This window comes from Paraburkholderia sp. RL17-337-BIB-A, assembly GCF_046025895.1.
GTDB classification, from domain to species: Bacteria; Pseudomonadota; Gammaproteobacteria; order Burkholderiales; family Burkholderiaceae; genus Paraburkholderia; species Paraburkholderia fungorum_C.
Window position 1 is genome coordinate 1,572,438 of the sequence record NZ_JARESY010000001.1, and the last position, 17,962, is coordinate 1,590,399.

15 protein-coding genes are annotated in these 17,962 nt (G+C 63.8%); 12 read left to right on the forward strand and 3 right to left on the reverse strand.

Annotated elements, in window-relative coordinates:
• Positions 1–212 precede the first annotated feature (212 nt).
• From P0D84_RS07175 to ftsB, 9 genes are all read left to right on the forward strand, one after another.
• A complete protein-coding gene (locus P0D84_RS07175; RefSeq protein ID WP_408334120.1) occupies positions 213–1,466 on the forward strand; it encodes a lipoprotein-releasing ABC transporter permease subunit in 1,254 nt (417 codons plus the stop codon).
• On the forward strand, positions 1,459–2,202 hold the full coding sequence (gene lolD / locus P0D84_RS07180) for a lipoprotein-releasing ABC transporter ATP-binding protein LolD (protein WP_408334123.1): 744 nt from the start codon (positions 1,459–1,461) through the stop codon (positions 2,200–2,202). Before P0D84_RS07175 ends, lolD begins: the two co-directional genes overlap by 8 nt.
• A 47-nt stretch (positions 2,203–2,249) precedes the next feature.
• Positions 2,250–3,038, forward strand: a complete 789-nt coding sequence (locus tag P0D84_RS07185) for a TatD family hydrolase (RefSeq protein WP_408334126.1) — start codon at positions 2,250–2,252, stop codon at positions 3,036–3,038.
• A 117-nt stretch (positions 3,039–3,155) separates the two neighbouring features.
• The gene (locus P0D84_RS07190) at positions 3,156–6,155 is read left to right on the forward strand and encodes a DNA internalization-related competence protein ComEC/Rec2 (RefSeq protein WP_408334129.1); all 3,000 of its coding nucleotides are present in this window, start codon (positions 3,156–3,158) and stop codon (positions 6,153–6,155) included.
• A 110-nt stretch (positions 6,156–6,265) separates the two neighbouring features.
• On the forward strand, positions 6,266–7,069 hold the full coding sequence (locus P0D84_RS07195; protein WP_408334132.1) for an alpha/beta fold hydrolase: 804 nt from the start codon (positions 6,266–6,268) through the stop codon (positions 7,067–7,069).
• 446 nt (positions 7,070–7,515) lie between these two features.
• Positions 7,516–9,189, forward strand: a complete 1,674-nt coding sequence (gene pyrG, locus P0D84_RS07200; protein WP_408334135.1) for a CTP synthase — start codon at positions 7,516–7,518, stop codon at positions 9,187–9,189.
• Positions 9,186–10,040, forward strand: coding sequence for a 3-deoxy-8-phosphooctulonate synthase (gene kdsA / locus P0D84_RS07205; protein ID WP_408334138.1), 855 nt, complete (start codon positions 9,186–9,188; stop codon positions 10,038–10,040). Before pyrG ends, kdsA begins: the two co-directional genes overlap by 4 nt.
• Before the next feature lie 321 nt (positions 10,041–10,361).
• Positions 10,362–11,645, forward strand: a complete 1,284-nt coding sequence (gene eno / locus P0D84_RS07210) for a phosphopyruvate hydratase (protein ID WP_179732836.1) — start codon at positions 10,362–10,364, stop codon at positions 11,643–11,645.
• A 107-nt stretch (positions 11,646–11,752) separates the two neighbouring features.
• Complete coding sequence (gene ftsB, locus P0D84_RS07215) at positions 11,753–12,184, forward strand: cell division protein FtsB (protein WP_408334142.1); 432 nt, start codon at positions 11,753–11,755, stop codon at positions 12,182–12,184.
• 154 nt (positions 12,185–12,338) lie between these two features.
• Here ftsB and P0D84_RS07220 read toward each other — a convergent pair whose 3' ends face one another.
• The 3 genes from P0D84_RS07220 to P0D84_RS07230 all read right to left on the reverse strand — a co-directional run bounded on the left by P0D84_RS07220 (position 12,339) and on the right by P0D84_RS07230 (position 14,429).
• Positions 12,339–12,719 carry a hypothetical protein gene (locus tag P0D84_RS07220; protein WP_408334145.1) on the reverse strand — a complete coding sequence of 127 codons (381 nt, stop codon included), beginning with the start codon at positions 12,717–12,719 and terminating at the stop codon, positions 12,339–12,341.
• 170 nt (positions 12,720–12,889) lie between these two features.
• Complete coding sequence (hslO, locus tag P0D84_RS07225) at positions 12,890–13,840, reverse strand: Hsp33 family molecular chaperone HslO (protein ID WP_408334148.1); 951 nt, start codon at positions 13,838–13,840, stop codon at positions 12,890–12,892.
• 64 nt (positions 13,841–13,904) lie between these two features.
• The gene (locus tag P0D84_RS07230; RefSeq protein ID WP_408334151.1) at positions 13,905–14,429 is read right to left on the reverse strand and encodes a gamma carbonic anhydrase family protein; all 525 of its coding nucleotides are present in this window, start codon (positions 14,427–14,429) and stop codon (positions 13,905–13,907) included.
• 486 nt (positions 14,430–14,915) lie between these two features.
• Here P0D84_RS07230 and P0D84_RS07235 point away from each other — a divergent pair, with 486 nt between their 5' ends.
• From P0D84_RS07235 to P0D84_RS07245, 3 genes are all read left to right on the forward strand, one after another.
• Positions 14,916–15,707: a ferritin-like domain-containing protein gene (locus P0D84_RS07235; RefSeq protein ID WP_408334154.1), complete on the forward strand. Its 792-nt coding sequence runs from the start codon at positions 14,916–14,918 to the stop codon at positions 15,705–15,707.
• Positions 15,708–16,088: 381 nt separating this feature from the next.
• Complete coding sequence (locus tag P0D84_RS07240) at positions 16,089–16,973, forward strand: alpha/beta fold hydrolase (protein ID WP_408334157.1); 885 nt, start codon at positions 16,089–16,091, stop codon at positions 16,971–16,973.
• A gap of 102 nt (positions 16,974–17,075) precedes the next feature.
• The gene (locus P0D84_RS07245) at positions 17,076–17,906 is read left to right on the forward strand and encodes a 3',5'-nucleoside bisphosphate phosphatase (RefSeq protein ID WP_408334160.1); all 831 of its coding nucleotides are present in this window, start codon (positions 17,076–17,078) and stop codon (positions 17,904–17,906) included.
• Positions 17,907–17,962 lie beyond the last annotated feature (56 nt).

The following is a 17,962-nucleotide window of genomic DNA, read 5'->3' on the forward strand; positions in this document are numbered from 1 at the left end:
GGCTTCGGTGGCGTGGAGTTGGCTGAATACGCCGTGAGGTACCCGAAGGCACCGGAACGTCATACCGGAACCATCCGGGTTGCCGCGACACCAATGATCACGACGCTCGGGTCGCATGACAGGCGCTACGGCTGCAAGTTGCCGCTGTGATGCGCGGTAAAAGAGGCCAAGGCGGGCCCAAGAGCAGACGAAGAACGCAGAAAAGGATTCGCTTGAAATTTCCCTACGAATGGCAGATTGGCTGGCGCTACACCCGCGCCGGCAAACGCACGACCGGTAACGGCTTCATTTCCTTCATCGCGCTGGTCTCGATGTCGGGCATCGCGCTCGGCGTCGCGGCGCTGATCGTCGTGTTGTCCGTGATGAACGGTTTCCAGAAAGAGGTGCGCGACCGGATGCTGTCGGTGTTGGCGCACGTCGAAATCTTTTCGCCGACCGGCTCGATGCCCGACTGGCAATTGACCGCCAGGGAAGCCCGCCAGAACAAGGAAGTGATCGGCGCGGCGCCGTATGTCGACGCGCAGGCGCTGCTCACGCGGCAGGACGCCGTGAGTGGCGTGGCGCTGCGCGGCGTCGAACCGTCGCTCGAGCCTGAAGTGTCCGACATCGGTAAGGAAATGAAGGCCGGCAAGCTGACCGACCTCGTGCCGGGCGACTTCGGCATTGTGCTCGGCGCGGACCTCGCCACCAATCTCGGCGTGACGGTCAATGACAAGATCACCCTGGTCGCGCCGGAAGGCACCATCACGCCCGCCGGCATGTTGCCGCGGCTGAAACAGTTCACGGTGGTGGGCATCTTCGAGTCGGGGCATTACGAATACGACAGCACGCTCGCGCTGATCAACATCAAGGACGCGCAGGCGCTGTTCCGGCTACCCGCGCCGACCGGTGTGCGGCTGCGCCTGACCGACATGCAGCGGGCGCCGGAGGTGGCGCATCAACTGGCGCGCAGCTTGTCCGGCGATTTGTACATCCGCGACTGGACCCAGCAGAACAAGACCTGGTTCTCGGCGGTGCAGATCGAAAAGCGCATGATGTTCATCATCCTCACGCTGATCATCGCGGTGGCGGCGTTCAATCTGGTGTCGTCGCTGGTGATGACGGTGACCAACAAGCAGGCTGATATCGCGATTCTGCGCACGCTCGGGGCGCAGCCCGGCTCGATCATGAAGATCTTCGTGGTGCAGGGCGTGACGATCGGCTTTATCGGCACGGCGACCGGCGTTGCGCTGGGCTGCCTGATTGCCTGGAGCATTCCGTGGCTCGTGCCGATGATCGAGCATCTGCTCGGCGTGCAGTTCCTGCCGCCGTCCGTGTATTTCATCAGCGAATTGCCGTCCGAACTGGTTCCCGCCGACGTGCTGCGAATCGGCATCATCGCGTTCCTGATGTCGGCGCTGGCGACCCTTTATCCGAGCTGGCGTGGTGCGAAAGTCCGTCCTGCGGAGGCACTGCGCTATGAATGACCGTTCCGCTAGCCTATCCATGGCCTCTCAAGATTCCGCGCTGCATCCCTATGTGCTGGAAGCAACCGGCATTTCGAAGTCGTTCGTGCAGGGCGGCCTCAACGTGCAGGTGCTCAACAACGCGCAACTGAACGTGCGGCGCGGCGAAAAGCTGGCGATTGTCGGCGCGTCCGGTTCCGGCAAGAGCACGCTGCTGCATGTGCTCGGCGGCCTCGACGATCCGAGCGCGGGCCATGTGTCGGTGCTGGGTAAGCCTTTTACAAAGCTCTCCGAGCGCGAACGTAACGACCTGCGCAATCGCGCACTCGGTTTCGTGTACCAGTTTCACCACCTGCTGCCGGAATTTACCGCGCTCGACAACGTCGCGATGCCGCTGCGGATTCGCCGCATGACGACCGAAGCCGCGCGGCGCGAAGCGCTTGCGGTGCTCGAGCGCGTCGGCATGGGGCATCGCGCGAAGCATCGCCCGGGTGAACTGTCGGGCGGCGAGCGCCAGCGTGTGGCGATCGCGCGGGCGCTGGTGACGAAGCCCGCTTGCGTACTCGCCGACGAACCCACCGGCAACCTGGACGGCGGCACCGCCGACACGGTTTTCAACCTGATGCTCGAATTGTCGCAAACGCTCGACACCAGCTTCGTGATCGTCACGCACGACCCGGAACTGGCCGGACGTTGCGACCGGATCATGCGCTTGCGCGACGGCATATTGCACGAAGAGCCGTCCGTGCCGGTTTAATCATCGCGCGGAACGTGAGCGATGCTCTGCCGCCAAGGAGGCACGCCATGTGGATCGATACGCACTGCCATCTTGACGCGTCGGAATTCAACGCCGACCGCGATGAAGTCGCCCATGCGGCGCGTCAGGCGGGCGTCGCGCGTATCGTGATTCCCGCGATCGGGCGTCAGAACTTCACGACGGTGCGCGAAGTGGCGCACCGCATCGACGGCGGCGCGTACGCGCTCGGCATCCATCCGCTTTTCACGCCAGGCGCGCAGGAGCGCGATCTCGAACTGCTGCGCATGGAAATCGAGGCGAGTCTCGATGATCCGCTGTTCGTCGGCATCGGCGAAATCGGCCTCGATTATTTCGTCGAAGGCCTCGACGATGCGCGCCAGCAGTTCTTCTACAACGGTCAACTTCAACTGGCGCGCGAATTCGATCTGCCGGTGATTTGCCACGTGCGCAAATCACAGGATCAGGTGATCAAAGGACTGCGGCGGCATCAGATTCATCGCGGCATCGCCCATGCTTTCAACGGTAGTTTTCAACAGGCCCAGGCGTATATCGATCAAGGTATGCATCTCGGATTCGGTGGCAATCTGACCTTCGAGCGGGCGCGGCAAATCCGCCGCCTTGCAGAGCAGTTGCCGTTCGACGCACTGGTCGTCGAGACCGACGCGCCCGACATCGCCCCTTCCTGGATATACAAGCAGCGCAACTCGCCGGAGCAGATTCCGGGCATCGGCGCGGGTCTCGCGCAGCTGCGCGGCATGACCGCCGACGAAGCCGCCCTAGGCACAACGGCTAACGCGCTCGCCGCACTGCCGCGGCTCGCACTTTCCTCTGCATAATTGATCACGATGGTCTGAGTGGTTCGCGCCGGGCGAAACACACGTCCGGCGGGCTTGCTGACGCCTGCTCGTTGTGCGTTGCGTCGTCCGGCGGCGGGGGGCAAAGGTGGAGGGCGGATGCGAGCGTGGTGGTGCGGGTTTGCGTTGGGCGTGATGTGGCTGCAGCGGCAGGCGGCGTTGCCGGATGGGCGTGGATGGTTCGGGCTAGTGCTGTTCGGCTGCGCGGCGCTGCTTGTCGCAGCGTGGGGGGCGCGCCGCGGCGCCCTGGGCGAGCGTGGCGGTGGCTCTTCGGACGAATGGCGCAGCAGTGCGCGGGACGAAGTCCGCAGCGGTACTTCGGATGCAGTGCGCAGTGGTGCTTCGGATGAAGTGTGCAGTGGTGCTTCGGATGTAGTGCGCAGCAGTGCTTCGGATGGAATGTGCAGTGGTATTTCGGATGTAGTGCGCAGCAGTGCTTCGAATGGATCGTGCGGTGCTTCGGTAATTGCGCACACACGCGCAATCGCGCAGGCGCGCGCTGCAGTTGCGAATTCGCGCGTGTGGCACGTCCTGTTCAGCGCACGCGCGTGCTCATGCATCGGTTGGGGTGCATTGTGGATGGCGGCCGCATGCGTAGGCTTCGGCTATGCCGCCTGGCGTGCGGAAACGCGGCTCGCAGTGAGCTTGCCGAGTGCGTGGGAAGGGCGCGATCTCGATGTCGTCGGCAGTATCAAGGGGCTACCGTCACGCGACGATAAGGGCGCGCGTTTTCTCTTCGAAGTCGACTCGGTCGAGGCATCGATCGCCGCTTTTCCACGCGTGATTCAGTTGGCATGGATTGCTGAAGATGCGCCTGCGCCCTTGCTGGAACCAGGCGCGCGCTGGCGTCTGACGGTGCGGCTCAAACGCCCGCATGGCAATGCGAACTTCGGCGTGCGCGATGCCGAAGCGAGTTTGCTCGCGCGCAATGTACGCGCTACCGGCTATGTAAGCGCGCCGGCTCACGCGTTGCGTTTGCCGGGCAACACGCGTGGCGTGAGCGTGACGGTCGATCGCTGGCGCGCCGCACTGCGCGCGCGTATCGACACGGTGCTCGCCGATGCGCCGCATCGTGGGATCGTGGTGGCGCTCGCCATCGGCGCGCAGGACGAAGTCAGCGCGGCCGACTGGCTGTTGATGCGCGGCACGGGCACCAGTCATCTGGTGGCGATTTCGGGCTTGCATATTGGCTTTGTCGCGGGTCTTGCGGCGTGGCTGGCCGGCGCCGTGTGGCGACGCTCGGGGTTCGTTGGCCGCAACTGGCCGTTGCTGCTGCCCGCGCAGGTCGTCGCGGTGACGGGCGGCGCGTTGTTCGCGGCGCTGCATGCGGCATTGGCCGGTTTCAACGTGCCGGCGCAGCGCACGCTGTGGATGGCGGGTGTGGTGGCGCTCGCGTTTATCAGCGGGCGTAATGTCGCGCGGTCGGTGGTGCTGGCGTGGGCGTTGGGGTTGGTGCTGCTGGTCGATCCGTGGGCAGTCGTGTCGGCGGGATTCTGGCTGTCATTCTGCGCGGTGGCGGCGATTCTGTTTGCCATATCGGGACAGCCTCGCGTACAGGACCACGAGCAACGTCGCGATGAAGAGGATGACGGCGGCGTGATGCCGACAAGGCGCTCGCGCCTGTGGTCTGGCATGTGTCGCCGCGTTCGCGCTGTCGGTGAGCGCCTGCGCAGCGCCGCGCATGTGCAGTTCGCGGTCACCGTCGCGCTTGCGCCGCTCACTGTCTACTGGTTCGCGCAGATTCCGTTGATCGGCCCGCTCGCGAATGCCTTCGCGATTCCGTGGGTGAGCCTGCTGGTGACGCCCGCGGTATTAGCCGGCGTCGCATTGCCGGCGCCATTCGATGCCTATGCCTTGCGCGCCGCGCACACCTTGCTCGACCTGCTGGCCACGGGTTTGCAGATGCTGTCCGGTCCGGCATGGGCGCTCTGGCGGCTGCCGCAGCCGGACGCGTGGACGCTCGCCGCGGCGGCGGTCGGCGTCCTCTGGTGTCTGGCGCCGCGTGGCTGGCCGCTGCGCTGGGCCGCACCGCTCACGTGGTTGCCGCTGCTGCTGCCGGCGCCGCCCGGGCCGCCGCATGGCAGCTTCCGTCTGACTGCGTTGGATATCGGCCAAGGCACTTCGGTGCTGGTCGAAACGGCGCATCACGCGTTGCTATTCGACGCCGGACCTGGACCGGAGTCGACCCATGCGGGCGAACGGGTTGTCGTGGCTTTTTTGCAGGCGCACGGCGTCACGGCGCTCGATACGCTGATCATCAGCCACGCCGATTCCGACCACTCGGGCGGCGCGCCGGCGGTGCTCGACGCGATCGAGGTGCGTCAAATGGTGGCGGCATTGGCGCCGGCGAATCCGCTATGGTCGAACGCAAGGCAACGCGGCGCGGATACGCTGCCCTGTGCGGCGGGGCAGCGCTGGCAATGGGATGGGGTCGAGTTCGCGATGCTCTGGCCGGACGCCGGCCCGCTACAAGGCAAGCCGAATGCGCATTGCTGCGTGTTGCGGGTGAGCACGTTGCCGGCTGCGTTGAATTTGCCTGTCACGGCGAGCCCGCTGGTCGCGCAAAGCATGCCGCTTACGGACGGCAGGGCCGTTGCAGAGAGCATGCCGGCTGGAACTGTTCAAACAGCGCCCCCACACATGGCAGCCTTGCTGGCGGCGGACATCGAAGCGCCGGTCGAACGCGTCCTGCTCGCGCGCGATCGCGACGCGTTGCGCGCTCAGGTGCTGGTCGTGCCGCATCATGGCAGCAAGACCTCGTCGACCGAGCCGTTCCTCGACTCTATCGACCCGCTCATCGCGCTATTTCAGGTAGGCTATCGCAACCGTTTTCATCATCCGAACGCGGGTGTGTTCGAGCGTTACAAGGCACGGCACATCGAGCTTGCGCGCAGCGATGCGGACGGCGCGGTGCGGGTCGACATTGGCATGGGTTTGAGCCCGGTTCCGAGCCCTGCTCCCAGCCTCAACATCGGGCTCGGGGGAGGCCCGGCAATCAGCGCGGGAATTAACACGCAAAGCGGCCCGAGCCCGAACGCTGCGGCTCTGACGCTCGAGCGCTATCGCGACACGCAGCGCCGCTACTGGATGGATCGCTGATGGATGACTACCGGCCGCACAGTTAGAACAAACGCGCCGCCGGGCTCGCAGCCCGCACGAAATGCCCGGGTCCGAGCCCGCGAGCCAAAACAGAACGGAGATAGCCGCAGTTGAAAAACATCATCCACTTCTCGCATGCGAACGGTTTTCCAGCGTCGACCTACCGGACGATCTTCGCCGAGCTTGCCGACGATTACGAGTTGCGCTCCATCGAGCGCATCGGTCACGACGCGCGCTATCCGGTCACCCAGGACTGGCCGCATCTGGTCGAGCAATTGCTCGACGACGTCGGCCGGTCGTATGAGCAACCCGTGTGGCTGGTGGGCCATTCGCTCGGCGGCTATCTGTCGCTGATGGCCGCGCTGAAAAAACCCCAGTGGGTGAGAGGCGTGGTGATGCTCGATTCGCCTGTGATTGCCGGTTGGCGCAGCAGCATGCTGCGCGTGTCGCAATGGACCGGGCTCGACGAGCGGCTTTCGCCCGCGGCCGCCACCCGCACTCGCCGCACGCAATGGGCGAGCCGCGACGAGGCGTGGCGGCACTTTCATTCGAAGCCGGCGTTCGCGCGCTGGGACGAGCGGATGCTGTCCGACTACATCGACTTCGGCATCCCGCAGAGTTCGCCCGACGGTGCCCGCTCGCTCGCGTTCGACCGGCGCACCGAGTATCAGATCTATAAGACCTTGCCGCATACGCTGGGGCCCCGCCTCGTGCGCGGCGCCCCGGTGCCGGTGGGGTTCATCGCCGGCACGCGTTCAAAGGAAGTGCGTCAGGCGGGTCTGGACGCCACCCGCCGCGCGACCGGCGGTCATGTGGAATGGATCGAAGGCAGCCATCTGTATCCGATGGAAAAACCGCTCGAAACCGCGCGCGCGGTGCAGCGGATGTTGCGCGAACTGGAGCGGGGGGCTTAAGGCCATGCCGCTGCGCTGCGCGACGTGCGAGGTCGCCGGTGCGGCAGCCTGCTCATAAAAGAGGCGCGACGGCGGCCGTGGTGACGGCACGGTCCGCTTATGCGGTTGACCACCGGCGCGAAAGCGCGAGTTCACCGATACGGCAGCCTGCTCATAAGAGGCGGCACGGCGGGCGTGGTGACGGCGCGGTCCGCTTATGCGGGTGACCACCGGCGCAAAAGCGTGAGTTCACCGATACGGCAGCCTGCTCATAAGAGGCACCACGGCGGCCGTGATGACATCACGCCCCGCTCATGCGATTGACCGTCGCTGCAAAAAAACGGTGCATGATCGGCACACGGCAATTGCCATCGCCGTGGCACACTTGCGCACAGATGTCGCTCGGATTTTGCTGGGTTGAGACCCTGCTTTACGGTATAATCCGTTTTTCCCGCGAGCATCCAGCGATGACCAAATATGTTTTCGTCACCGGCGGCGTAGTATCTTCCCTCGGCAAGGGTATTGCCGCCGCTTCCCTCGCCGCGATCCTCGAATCGCGCGGTCTTAAAGTCACCCTCCTCAAGCTCGATCCCTACATCAACGTCGACCCCGGCACGATGAGCCCGTTTCAACACGGCGAAGTGTTCGTGACGGAAGACGGAGCGGAGACTGACCTCGACCTTGGCCACTATGAGCGCTTCATCAGCACGAAGATGCGCAAGGCCAACAACTTCACCACAGGCCAGATATACGAATCGGTGATCCGCAAGGAACGCCGCGGCGATTATCTCGGCAAGACGGTGCAGGTCATCCCGCACATCACGAACGAAATCCAGGCGTTCATCGAACGCGGCGCGGCTTCCGCGACGTGCGGTGAGCCGGACGTCGCCATCGTCGAAGTGGGCGGCACCGTGGGTGACATCGAATCGCTGCCGTTCCTCGAGGCCGCGCGTCAGATGAGCCTGCGCATGGGCCGCAACAGCGCGTGCTTCGTGCACCTCACGCTGGTGCCCTGGGTCGCCACTGCCGGCGAACTGAAAACCAAGCCTACGCAACACAGCGTGCAGAAGCTGCGCGAAATCGGTATCTCGCCGCACGTGCTGCTGTGCCGCGCCGACCGCCGCATTCCGGACGACGAGCGCGCGAAGATTTCGATGTTCTCGAACGTGCCGGAAGACGCGGTGATTTCCGTGTGGGACGCCGACAGCATCTACAAGATTCCGCAGATGCTGCACGACCAGGGTCTGGACGCGATCATCTGTGAAGAGCTCAAGCTCACGCCGCAGCCGGCCGATCTGTCGATGTGGTCGAGCCTCGTCGAAAAGCTCGAGCATCCGAAGCACGAAGTCACGATCGGCATGGTCGGCAAGTATGTCGATCTGACCGAGTCGTACAAGTCGCTGATCGAAGCGCTGCGCCACGCGTCGATGCATACGTCGACCAAGGTCAACATCGAGTACATCGATTCGGAAGAGATCGAGACGCAAGGCGTCGAGAGCCTCAAGCATCTGGACGCCGTGCTCGTGCCGGGCGGCTTCGGCCGTCGCGGCACCGAAGGCAAGATCGCCGCGATCCGCTATGCACGCGAAGCGAAGGTGCCGTATCTCGGCATCTGTCTCGGCATGCAACTGGCGGTGATCGAATTCGCGCGCGACGTGGTCGGACTGAAGAACGCGAACAGCACCGAGTTCGATCAGGAAACCGAAAATCGCGTCGTTGCACTGATCACCGAGTGGTACGACCGCGAAGGCAAGGTCGAGAAGCGCACCGAAGAGTCGGATCTGGGCGGCACGATGCGGCTCGGTTCGCAACGTTGCCCGATCAAGCCCGGCACGATGGCCGAAGAGATCTATGGCAAGGATGTGAACGAACGCCATCGCCACCGTTATGAAGTCAATAACCGCTTCGTGCCCCAGCTCGAAGCCGGCGGCCTTATCATTAGTGCCCGTACCCCGAGTGAAGATCTGCCGGAAATGATGGAATTGCCGCGCAGCATGCACCCGTGGTTCGTCGGCGTGCAGTTCCACCCGGAATTCACGTCAACGCCGCGTGACGGTCATCCGCTGTTCAAGTCGTTCGTCGAAGCGGCGCTCGCGCATCAGCTGTCGGGCGTGGCGACTGAAGTCGGGGAAAAAGCATGAAACTGGGCGATTTCGAAATCGGGCTCGACAAGCCGTTTTTCCTGATCGCGGGCACCTGTGTCGTCGAATCCGAACAGATGACGATCGACGTGGCGGGCCGGCTGAAGGAAATCTGCGCGAAACTGAACATTCCGTTCATCTACAAATCGTCGTACGACAAGGCCAATCGCAGCAGCGGCAAGTCGTTCCGCGGTCTGGGCATGGACGAAGGTTTGCGCATTCTGTCGGAAGTGAAGCGTCAGCTTGGTTTGCCGGTACTGACGGACGTGCACGCCGAGCACGAAATCGAACAGGTGGCGTCGGTGGTCGACGTCCTGCAAACGCCTGCTTTCCTGTGCCGTCAAACCGATTTCATTCATGCTTGCGCGCGTTCGGGCAAACCGGTCAACATCAAGAAAGGCCAGTTTCTCGCTCCGCACGACATGAAGAACGTGATCGACAAGGCGCGTGACGCGGCGCGTGAAGCGGGTCTCTCGGAAGACCGCTTCATGGCGTGCGAGCGCGGCGTGTCGTTCGGCTATAACAACCTCGTGTCTGACATGCGCTCGCTTGCAATCATGCGCGAAACCAACGCGCCGGTCGTGTTCGACGCCACCCACTCGGTGCAGTTGCCGGGCGGGCAGGGCACGAGTTCGGGCGGTCAGCGCGAATTCGTGCCGGTGCTGGCGCGTGCCGCGGTTGCCGTCGGTGTGTCGGGTCTCTTTATGGAAACCCATCCGAAGCCTTCGGAAGCCAGGTCGGACGGGCCGAACGCTGTACCGTTGCATCGCATGGCCGATCTGCTCGAAACGCTTGTTACGCTCGATCAGGCCGTCAAGCGGGCGCCGTTCCTCGAAAGCGATTTCAACTGATTTTGGCGTTCGCGGCGTGTCACGATCAGGTTGCACAATGGGCTTGACCGGCACGCGGCGAATGCACGCAATGGTCGTCGAAAGCATCAGGGTGTGCGTAGTGTGCTGGGGAGACCGGTGCTCTGCATGGGACCGGGGCAAGTGCTGAAGCGCTAACTCCGGGTCGACAGCTTTGCATGGGACCGGAGTAAGTGCTGAAGCACTAACTCCGGGTCGACAGCTTTGCATGGGACCGGAGTAAGCGCTGAAGCGCTAACTCCGGGTCGACACACCTGGTGCAGTTTCACAGTAAAGAATTCAACGTCATTTCTTGAGGAAACCATGAGTGCTATCGTAGATATCATCGGTCGAGAGATTCTCGATTCGCGAGGCAACCCTACCGTCGAATGCGACGTGCTGCTCGAGTCGGGCACGATGGGCCGCGCTGCGGTGCCGTCGGGTGCGTCGACCGGTTCGCGTGAAGCGATCGAACTGCGCGATGGCGAAGCCGGCCGTTACGGCGGCAAGGGCGTGCTGAAGGCCGTCGAGCACATCAACACCGAAATCTCCGAAGCGATCATGGGCCTCGACGCTTCCGAGCAGGCCTTCCTCGACAAGACCCTGCTGGAACTCGACGGCACGGACAACAAGTCGCGGCTCGGCGCGAACGCAATGCTGGCTGTGTCGATGGCCGTCGCCAAGGCCGCCGCTGAAGAAGCCGGCCTGCCGCTGTACCGCTACTTCGGCGGCTCGGGCGCGATGCAGCTGCCGGTGCCGATGATGAACATCGTCAACGGCGGTGCGCACGCGAACAACAGCCTGGACATCCAGGAATTCATGATCGTGCCGGTCAGCCAGCCGACCTTCCGCGAAGCACTGCGCTGCGGCGCCGAAGTGTTCCACGCGCTGAAGAAGATCCTGTCGGACCGTGGCATGAGCACGGCGGTGGGCGACGAAGGCGGCTTCGCGCCGAACTTCGGCAGCAACGACGAATGCCTGTCCACCATTCTGCAAGCTATCGAGAAAGCGGGCTACCGCGCCGGTGAAGACGTGCTGCTCGCACTCGATTGCGCAGCAAGCGAGTTCTACCACGACGGTAAGTACCAGCTGGCGGGCGAAGGCCTGCAACTGTCGTCGGCGGAATTTGCGGATTATCTCGCGAACCTGGCCGACAAGTTCCCGATCGTTTCGATTGAAGACGGCATGCACGAAAGCGACTGGGCAGGCTGGAAGATCCTCACCGACAAGCTCGGCAAGAAGATCCAGCTGGTGGGCGACGACCTGTTCGTCACCAACACGCGCATCCTGAAGGAAGGCATCGAGAAGGGCATCGCCAACTCGATCCTGATCAAGATCAACCAGATCGGTACGCTGACGGAAACCTTCGCGGCAATCGAAATGGCCAAGCGCGCCGGCTACACGGCTGTGATCTCGCACCGCTCGGGCGAAACCGAAGATTCGACGATTGCGGACATCGCCGTCGGCCTGAACGCCGGTCAGATCAAGACGGGTTCGCTGTCGCGTTCCGACCGCATCTCGAAGTACAACCAGTTGCTGCGTATCGAAGAAGACCTCGGTGATATCGCGAGCTATCCGGGCAAGTCGGCGTTCTACAATCTGCGCTAATGACCTTTTCGATAGCGCCGACCGATGAGCCGGTTATCCTTCGTTTCTGATTGACCCCGCCGCCCTGCGTATAGCGCAGGGCGGCGCGTATCTAGTGTGCTTACTTCATGCGGCTTGTCACTGCTGTCCTGATCGTTCTACTGGCGCTGATCCAGTACCCGCTCTGGTGGGGGCACGGCGGCTGGTTGCGCGTGCATGAGTTGCAGCAGCAACTGGCGCAGCAACTGCAGAAGAATGCCGATTCGAAGCTGCGCAACGAGCGTATCCAGGGCGAAGTCGAGGATTTGCAGAACGGCACGGCCGCGGTGGAAGAGCGGGCGCGCTACGAAATGGGTATGGTGAAGGACAGCGAAGTATTCGTGCAGTTCGTCTCGCCGAACGCGCCGTTGCCGACCGCGAACACGTCTTCGGCTACCACCTCGACGCGTGGTGAAGTGTCGGCGGCGCCACTGCATATGGTGCCGAATCCGGAATCGCGTGCGAAGCCGGATCGCAAGCATGGTGGTAAGGCGGCGAAAGACAAGAAGCCCGCGCACTGAGTTTATTCAGGTTGGTTGAGTTCGCGGACGAACGCAAAAGCTCTGAGAACGAAAAAGGCGCGGTGTGAAACCCGTGCCTTCTTCTTTGGGCTTGCGTTACCCGCATCTCTGCCGCGTTTCGGTAACGGGTATGCGAGCGCGTGCCCGCGTCGGCTTACCAGCCCCAGTACGGCGCGTAACCTACGCCGACACCCGTACCCCAGCCGTGCCCCCAACCGCCGCCGTAATAGCTGCCGTACACGCTGACGGGCGGCGAGTAATAACGTGAGTACGCTTGAGCAGCGTTCTCGGCGGCAATGGCCTGATTCTGATCGGATAGCACCTGGCGGTCGATCGCATCGTAGCGCGCGCGTTCCTCAGGTGTGAGCGGCTGGGCGGTGCTGGCCATACCCGATTGGTCGACCGGTAGCCGGCTATAAATCGGCGACGGGCCCGGTGGATCCATCACGCAGCCCGTTAGCACAGTGCTGCCTGCGAGGGCGGTCAGCACGGTGAACGTGCGCATGCAATGCTTCAATGAAGTAGGGATGTCCATTTTTGATCTCCATCGGTCGGAGGTCTGAGCAAAACATGCGCAGCGCGCACCGCCAACGATCCACCGCAACGTTCAACGATAAAGCGCCGCCCGACTCCTGAAAAAAAGCGACCAGCGGCGCGTTATTTTACTGCCGTAATACGGGCGTAGCGAACCGCCATCTGACCGCTTCAGTGCCGCTGGTCGGCAGCCGGTGTCACGCCTTGTGAGAGCGCGTTCGCGACAAAGAGTTGCGTCACGTCGACCGGATCGAATTCGTACCGTTGATTACAGAATTCGCAATGAATCTCGACGTGACCGCGTTCTTCGATCACGCCGTCCACTTCCTCGCGGCCCAGCATCTTCAGCATGGCGCCGACTTTTTCGCGTGAGCAACTGCATTCGAAGCGCGCGGTGGCGGGTTCGAAATGCTGCACGTTCTCCTGCCAGAAGAGGCGGCGGAAAATCGTTTCCGGTTCTTCCTTCAGCAGCTCGTCTTGCGACATCGTGCTGCCAAGCGTGCAGACGCGTTCCCATGTGTCCGCGTCCAGATCGCCCGGATGCGGGACGATACCGCCGTCGCCCGGCAGCTTTTGCAGCAGCATGCCGACCGCGCGCTCGGTGTTCGCCGCGAGCCACAGGCGCGTGTCGAGCTGCTCCGAGTGATGCATGTAATGCTCGAGCACTTCGGCCATCGATTTGAGCGGGCCGTCCACACCCGACAGCGGCACGATGCTTTGATACGGTTGCTGGCCGGGTTGCTTGTCGCGCGGGTCGAGCGTGATGACGCAACGGCCATGGCCGCTCGCGTTGACCAGTTCGATCATGGAAGTGGTGTCGGCGATCGTATTGCCCCCCTCGCCGGAGAGCTTGGCGGTGGCGCGCATCGACAGGTCGGAGCTGCACTGCACCACCAGCATCTTGGCCGGCCCGTCGCCGAAAATCTGCATGACGAGCGTGCCGTCGAACTTGAGATTTGCCGAAAGCAGCGCGCACGCGGCCATCATCTCGCCCAGAATCGTCCGTACGGGCGCCGGATAGTCCCGGCGCGTCAGCACTTCCTGCCATGTATTGCGCAGCGAAACGATCTCGCCGCGCACCGGCGCCGCGCTGAACATGAATTTTTGCAACTGGTCGCTCACAACTTTTCCTCGGTCGAATGGCGCAGCCTGATGCCGCGCCGTGCGCGCCGCGCGCTCCGGCTGATTAGCCGATGCGCACGAGCTGCGCCTTGAAATACTCGCGGCGCTCGGCATAGCCTGCCGTGCCGCGCTGCATATTGGCGATATCCGTCTCGGTCAGTTCGCGCACGACTTTGGCGGGCGCGCCGAGAATCAGCGAATTGTCGGGAAATACTTTGCCTTCGGTGACAATGGCGCCCGCTCCGACCAGACAATTGCGGCCGATTACCGCACCATTCAAGACCACTGCCTGAATTCCGATCAGTGAGCCTTCCTTGATCGTGCAGCCGTGCAGCATGACCTGGTGGCCGATCGTCACATTCGGCTCGATGGTTAGCGGGAAGCCCGGGTCGGTGTGCAGCACCGCGTTTTCCTGAATATTGCTGCCGGCGCCGAGGGTGATCGGCTCGTTGTCGCCGCGAAGCGTCGCGCCGAACCAGACGCTCGAATTTGCCTCGAGGGTCACATTGCCGATAATGTTCGCTGAATCCGCGACGAACACGCTTTCATGGATGGTTGGGGCTGATTCGCCAAGCTTGTAAATTGTCACGTTGTCTCCTCTTGATCGGTCGCTGCGCGATGCGCGGGCTGGCTGGGGCTTCGAAAACCGGCTGGCGGATGAGGCTGCCAGGCGGCGCCGCCCAAGGCGGATCGAAGCGGTTCAAAGCGGCTCGGCGCGGCGCTCCAAACGGGGCTTTTCAACGTAGCCTGCCAGTCGGGGCCGCGTTGTACCTGGAAACGCCTCGACGAACCGGACTATCCCGCCGGCCCCGCGCGAGTGGGTCGAATCAAGTATTGTAAACGGTTGTGTGCTTAGGCCGCTTGGCGGTGCCGCGAGCCGTCTGGCGCTCCGCTCGCGCTAGCGCCGCGCGTCCCGTCCCGCCGATCACCGTGACCTTTTGCCAACCGGCTTGCCATGAATTCTGCTGCTCCGTCTGTTTCGCCCGCTGCGCCGATACCAAGTCCTGAGAAATCTTCGAGCAGAACGAATGGCGGCCATTGCGCGCGCACTGCAGCGCTGGCTGCATTGCGCGAAATGGACCCGGCCACCAAGTCCGCTGCGGCGCGCGCGTTATACGCCGCGGCGCTCGACGGCAGCCTCGCATGCCCCGCCGATCTCGAACTCGCCGAGCCGGCGGACTTGCCGGGCCGTCCCGCGCGCCCCGAATTGGTCGATCCGCGCAACCTGAAGCGCCGCAGCATGCAGTCCCCCGAGGGGCGAGCCGTCTTGCTGCACGCGCTTGCGCACATCGAATTCAATGCCATCAATCTCGCGCTCGACGCCGTCTGGCGTTTTGCCGGCATGCCTGCCGCGTTCTACACCGACTGGCTTAAAGTCGCTGCCGAAGAGGCTCATCACTTCTCACTGCTGGTCGCGCGGCTGGCGGAATTCGGCCATGTCTACGGCGACTTTCCCGCGCACGACGGCCTCTGGGACATGTGCGAGCGCACCCGTGGCGACGTGCTGGCGCGCATGGCGCTGGTGCCGCGCACCCTCGAGGCGCGCGGCCTCGACGCCTCGCCGCCGATCCGCGAGCGTCTGCAACAGGCGGGCGACTATGCGTCCGCGGCGATTCTCGACGTGATCCTGCGCGATGAAATCGGCCATGTGCTGATCGGTAACCGCTGGTTCCGCCATCTGTGCGAGGAGGGCGGCCTCGATCCGCACGCCACCTACACGCGCCTTGCCGACCAGTATCACGCACCGAAATTGCGCGGTCCGTTCAATTTCGAGGCGCGCCGCGACGCCGGTTTCGACGAAACCGAACTGGCCGCGCTGGCCGGCCTCGACGCGAGGCGGCCGGTCGCGCCGGTCTCGAACGACTGAGGCTTTTTCTACAACCCGGCTCCAGCATCGGCCTTGATGCTGAGGAGCCCGTCCCGCCGGCCCCGGACGACTGAGGCTTTTTCCCCAACGAGCCCCAGCAACGCCCGGCCTCGACGCGAGGCGGCCGGTCGCGCCGGCCCCGAACGACTGAGGCTTTTTCCACAACCCAGCCCCAAGCACCGCCCGGCCTTGACGGTGAGGAGCCCATCCCGCTGGCCCCGAACGACTGAGACTTTTTTCACAACCGAGCCCCAGCACGCCCGGCCTCGACGCGAGGCGGACGGTCGCGCCAGTCTCGAACGACTGAGGCTTTTTTCCACCACGTATCGCCCAGCTATCTCGCTATAATCGAACGATCATTCTTTTCCCGGCGCGCCGCTCATGAATACTTCCAGGTCTGAATTCGTCGCCGTACGCGGCATCCGTCTGCACGTGCGGCGCTGGGGCAATCCGGATGCGCCGATGCTGTTCATGCTGCATGGCTGGATGGACGTCGCGGCGTCGTTCCAGTTCGTCGTCGACGCATTGGGTGGCGACTGGCAGGTGATTGCGCCGGATATGCGCGGCTTCGGCCTGTCGGACTGGCCGGTTGCCGAGCGCGGCGGCGGCAATTACTGGATTCAGGACTACCTCGCCGATCTCGACGCGCTGCTTGACCACTATGCGTCGACCGGCGAAGTCAATCTGGTCGGCCACAGCATGGGCGCGAACATTGTTTGCATGTATGCGGGCGTGCGGCCGGAGCGGGTGCGGCGCGTGGTCGACCTGGAGGGCTTCGGCCTCGCGCCGTCGCACGCGGCGCAGGCGCCCAGGCGGCTGCGTAACTGGCTCGACGAGCTGCGCGACCCGCCGCAACTGAAGCACTACGCGTCGCTGGCAGACGTTGCCGGGCGCCTGATCAAGACCAACCCGCGCCTCGATCCGCAGCGCGCGCAGTTCCTCGCACAGCACTGGTCCAAGCCGGACGGGGAAGGGCGCTTCATGCTGCTCGCCGATCCGGCGCACAAACTGCGCGGGCCGACGCTGTACCGCCTTGACGAAGTGATGGCTGTGTGGCGCAAGGTAAGCGCCAGGGTACTGCACGTCGAGGCCGCCAGCTCCCCTACGCTCGCGCAGATCGCCGGCGAGATTCCACTCGACGAATTCAAGGCGCGTTTCCAGGCTTTCCCGAACTGGCGCGAAAAAGTCATCGACGAAGCGGGGCACATGGTGCATCACGACCAGCCGGAGCAGGTGGCGGCGCTGATCGAGGGTTTCTGCGCGTAGAGCTGAGCAAAAGATGGGGTCGCCAGGCCGCCTTTGCGAGATAGCGCTGCGCCCGATTACTGCGTTGCAGTAAAATGAGCGCAGACCCTTCTCAAGACAAAGATGAACGCCGACCTCCACTGTCACTCCACCGTTTCCGACGGCCAGTTCGCCCCGGCCGAAGTCGCGCGCCGCGCGCACGAGGGCGGCGTGACGCTGTGGGCGTTGACCGATCACGACGAACTGGGCGGCCAGCACGAAGCGCGCAGCGCCGCTGAGGCGCTCGGCATGGACTACCTGAGCGGCGTGGAGATTTCGGTCACGTGGGCTTCGCGCACCGTGCACATCGTCGGCCTTGGGGTCGATCCGACAAGTTCGATCCTGATCGACGGCCTCGCGCGCACCCGCAACGGCCGCGCCGCGCGCGCCGAAGCAATCGGCGAGCTGCTGGCTACACTCGGCATTCCCGACGCCTATGAGGGTGCGCTCAAATACGTGTCGAATCCCGACATGATTTCGCGCACGCACTTCGCGCGCTTTATGGTCGAAAGCGGCTACTGCAGCTCGACGCAAGACGTGTTCAACCGCTATCTCGGCGACGGCAAAGCCGGCTACATCTCGCATCGCTGGTCGAAACTGGCGGACGCGGTCGGCTGGATTCAGGCGGCCGGCGGCGAGGCGGTCATCGCGCACCCAGGCCGTTACGCGTACACGCCGGTCGAGTTCGACGCGTTTTTCGCTGAGTTCATCGACCTCGGCGGCAAGGCGATCGAAGTGGTGACGGGTAGCCACACGCCGGATCAATACCGCGAATACGCGGAGGTCGCGCGCCGCTTCGGCTTCGAAGCCTCGCGCGGCTCCGACTTCCATGCACCCGGCGAAGGCCGCGTCGACCTCGGCACGCTGCCGCCATTGCCCGCCGATCTCAAGCCCGTCTGGGAACGCTGGCTGTGATCGCGCGCCGTGCCGCGGCGGCACGAGATGTGAGAAGACGGTCATCCGGAGCCGGT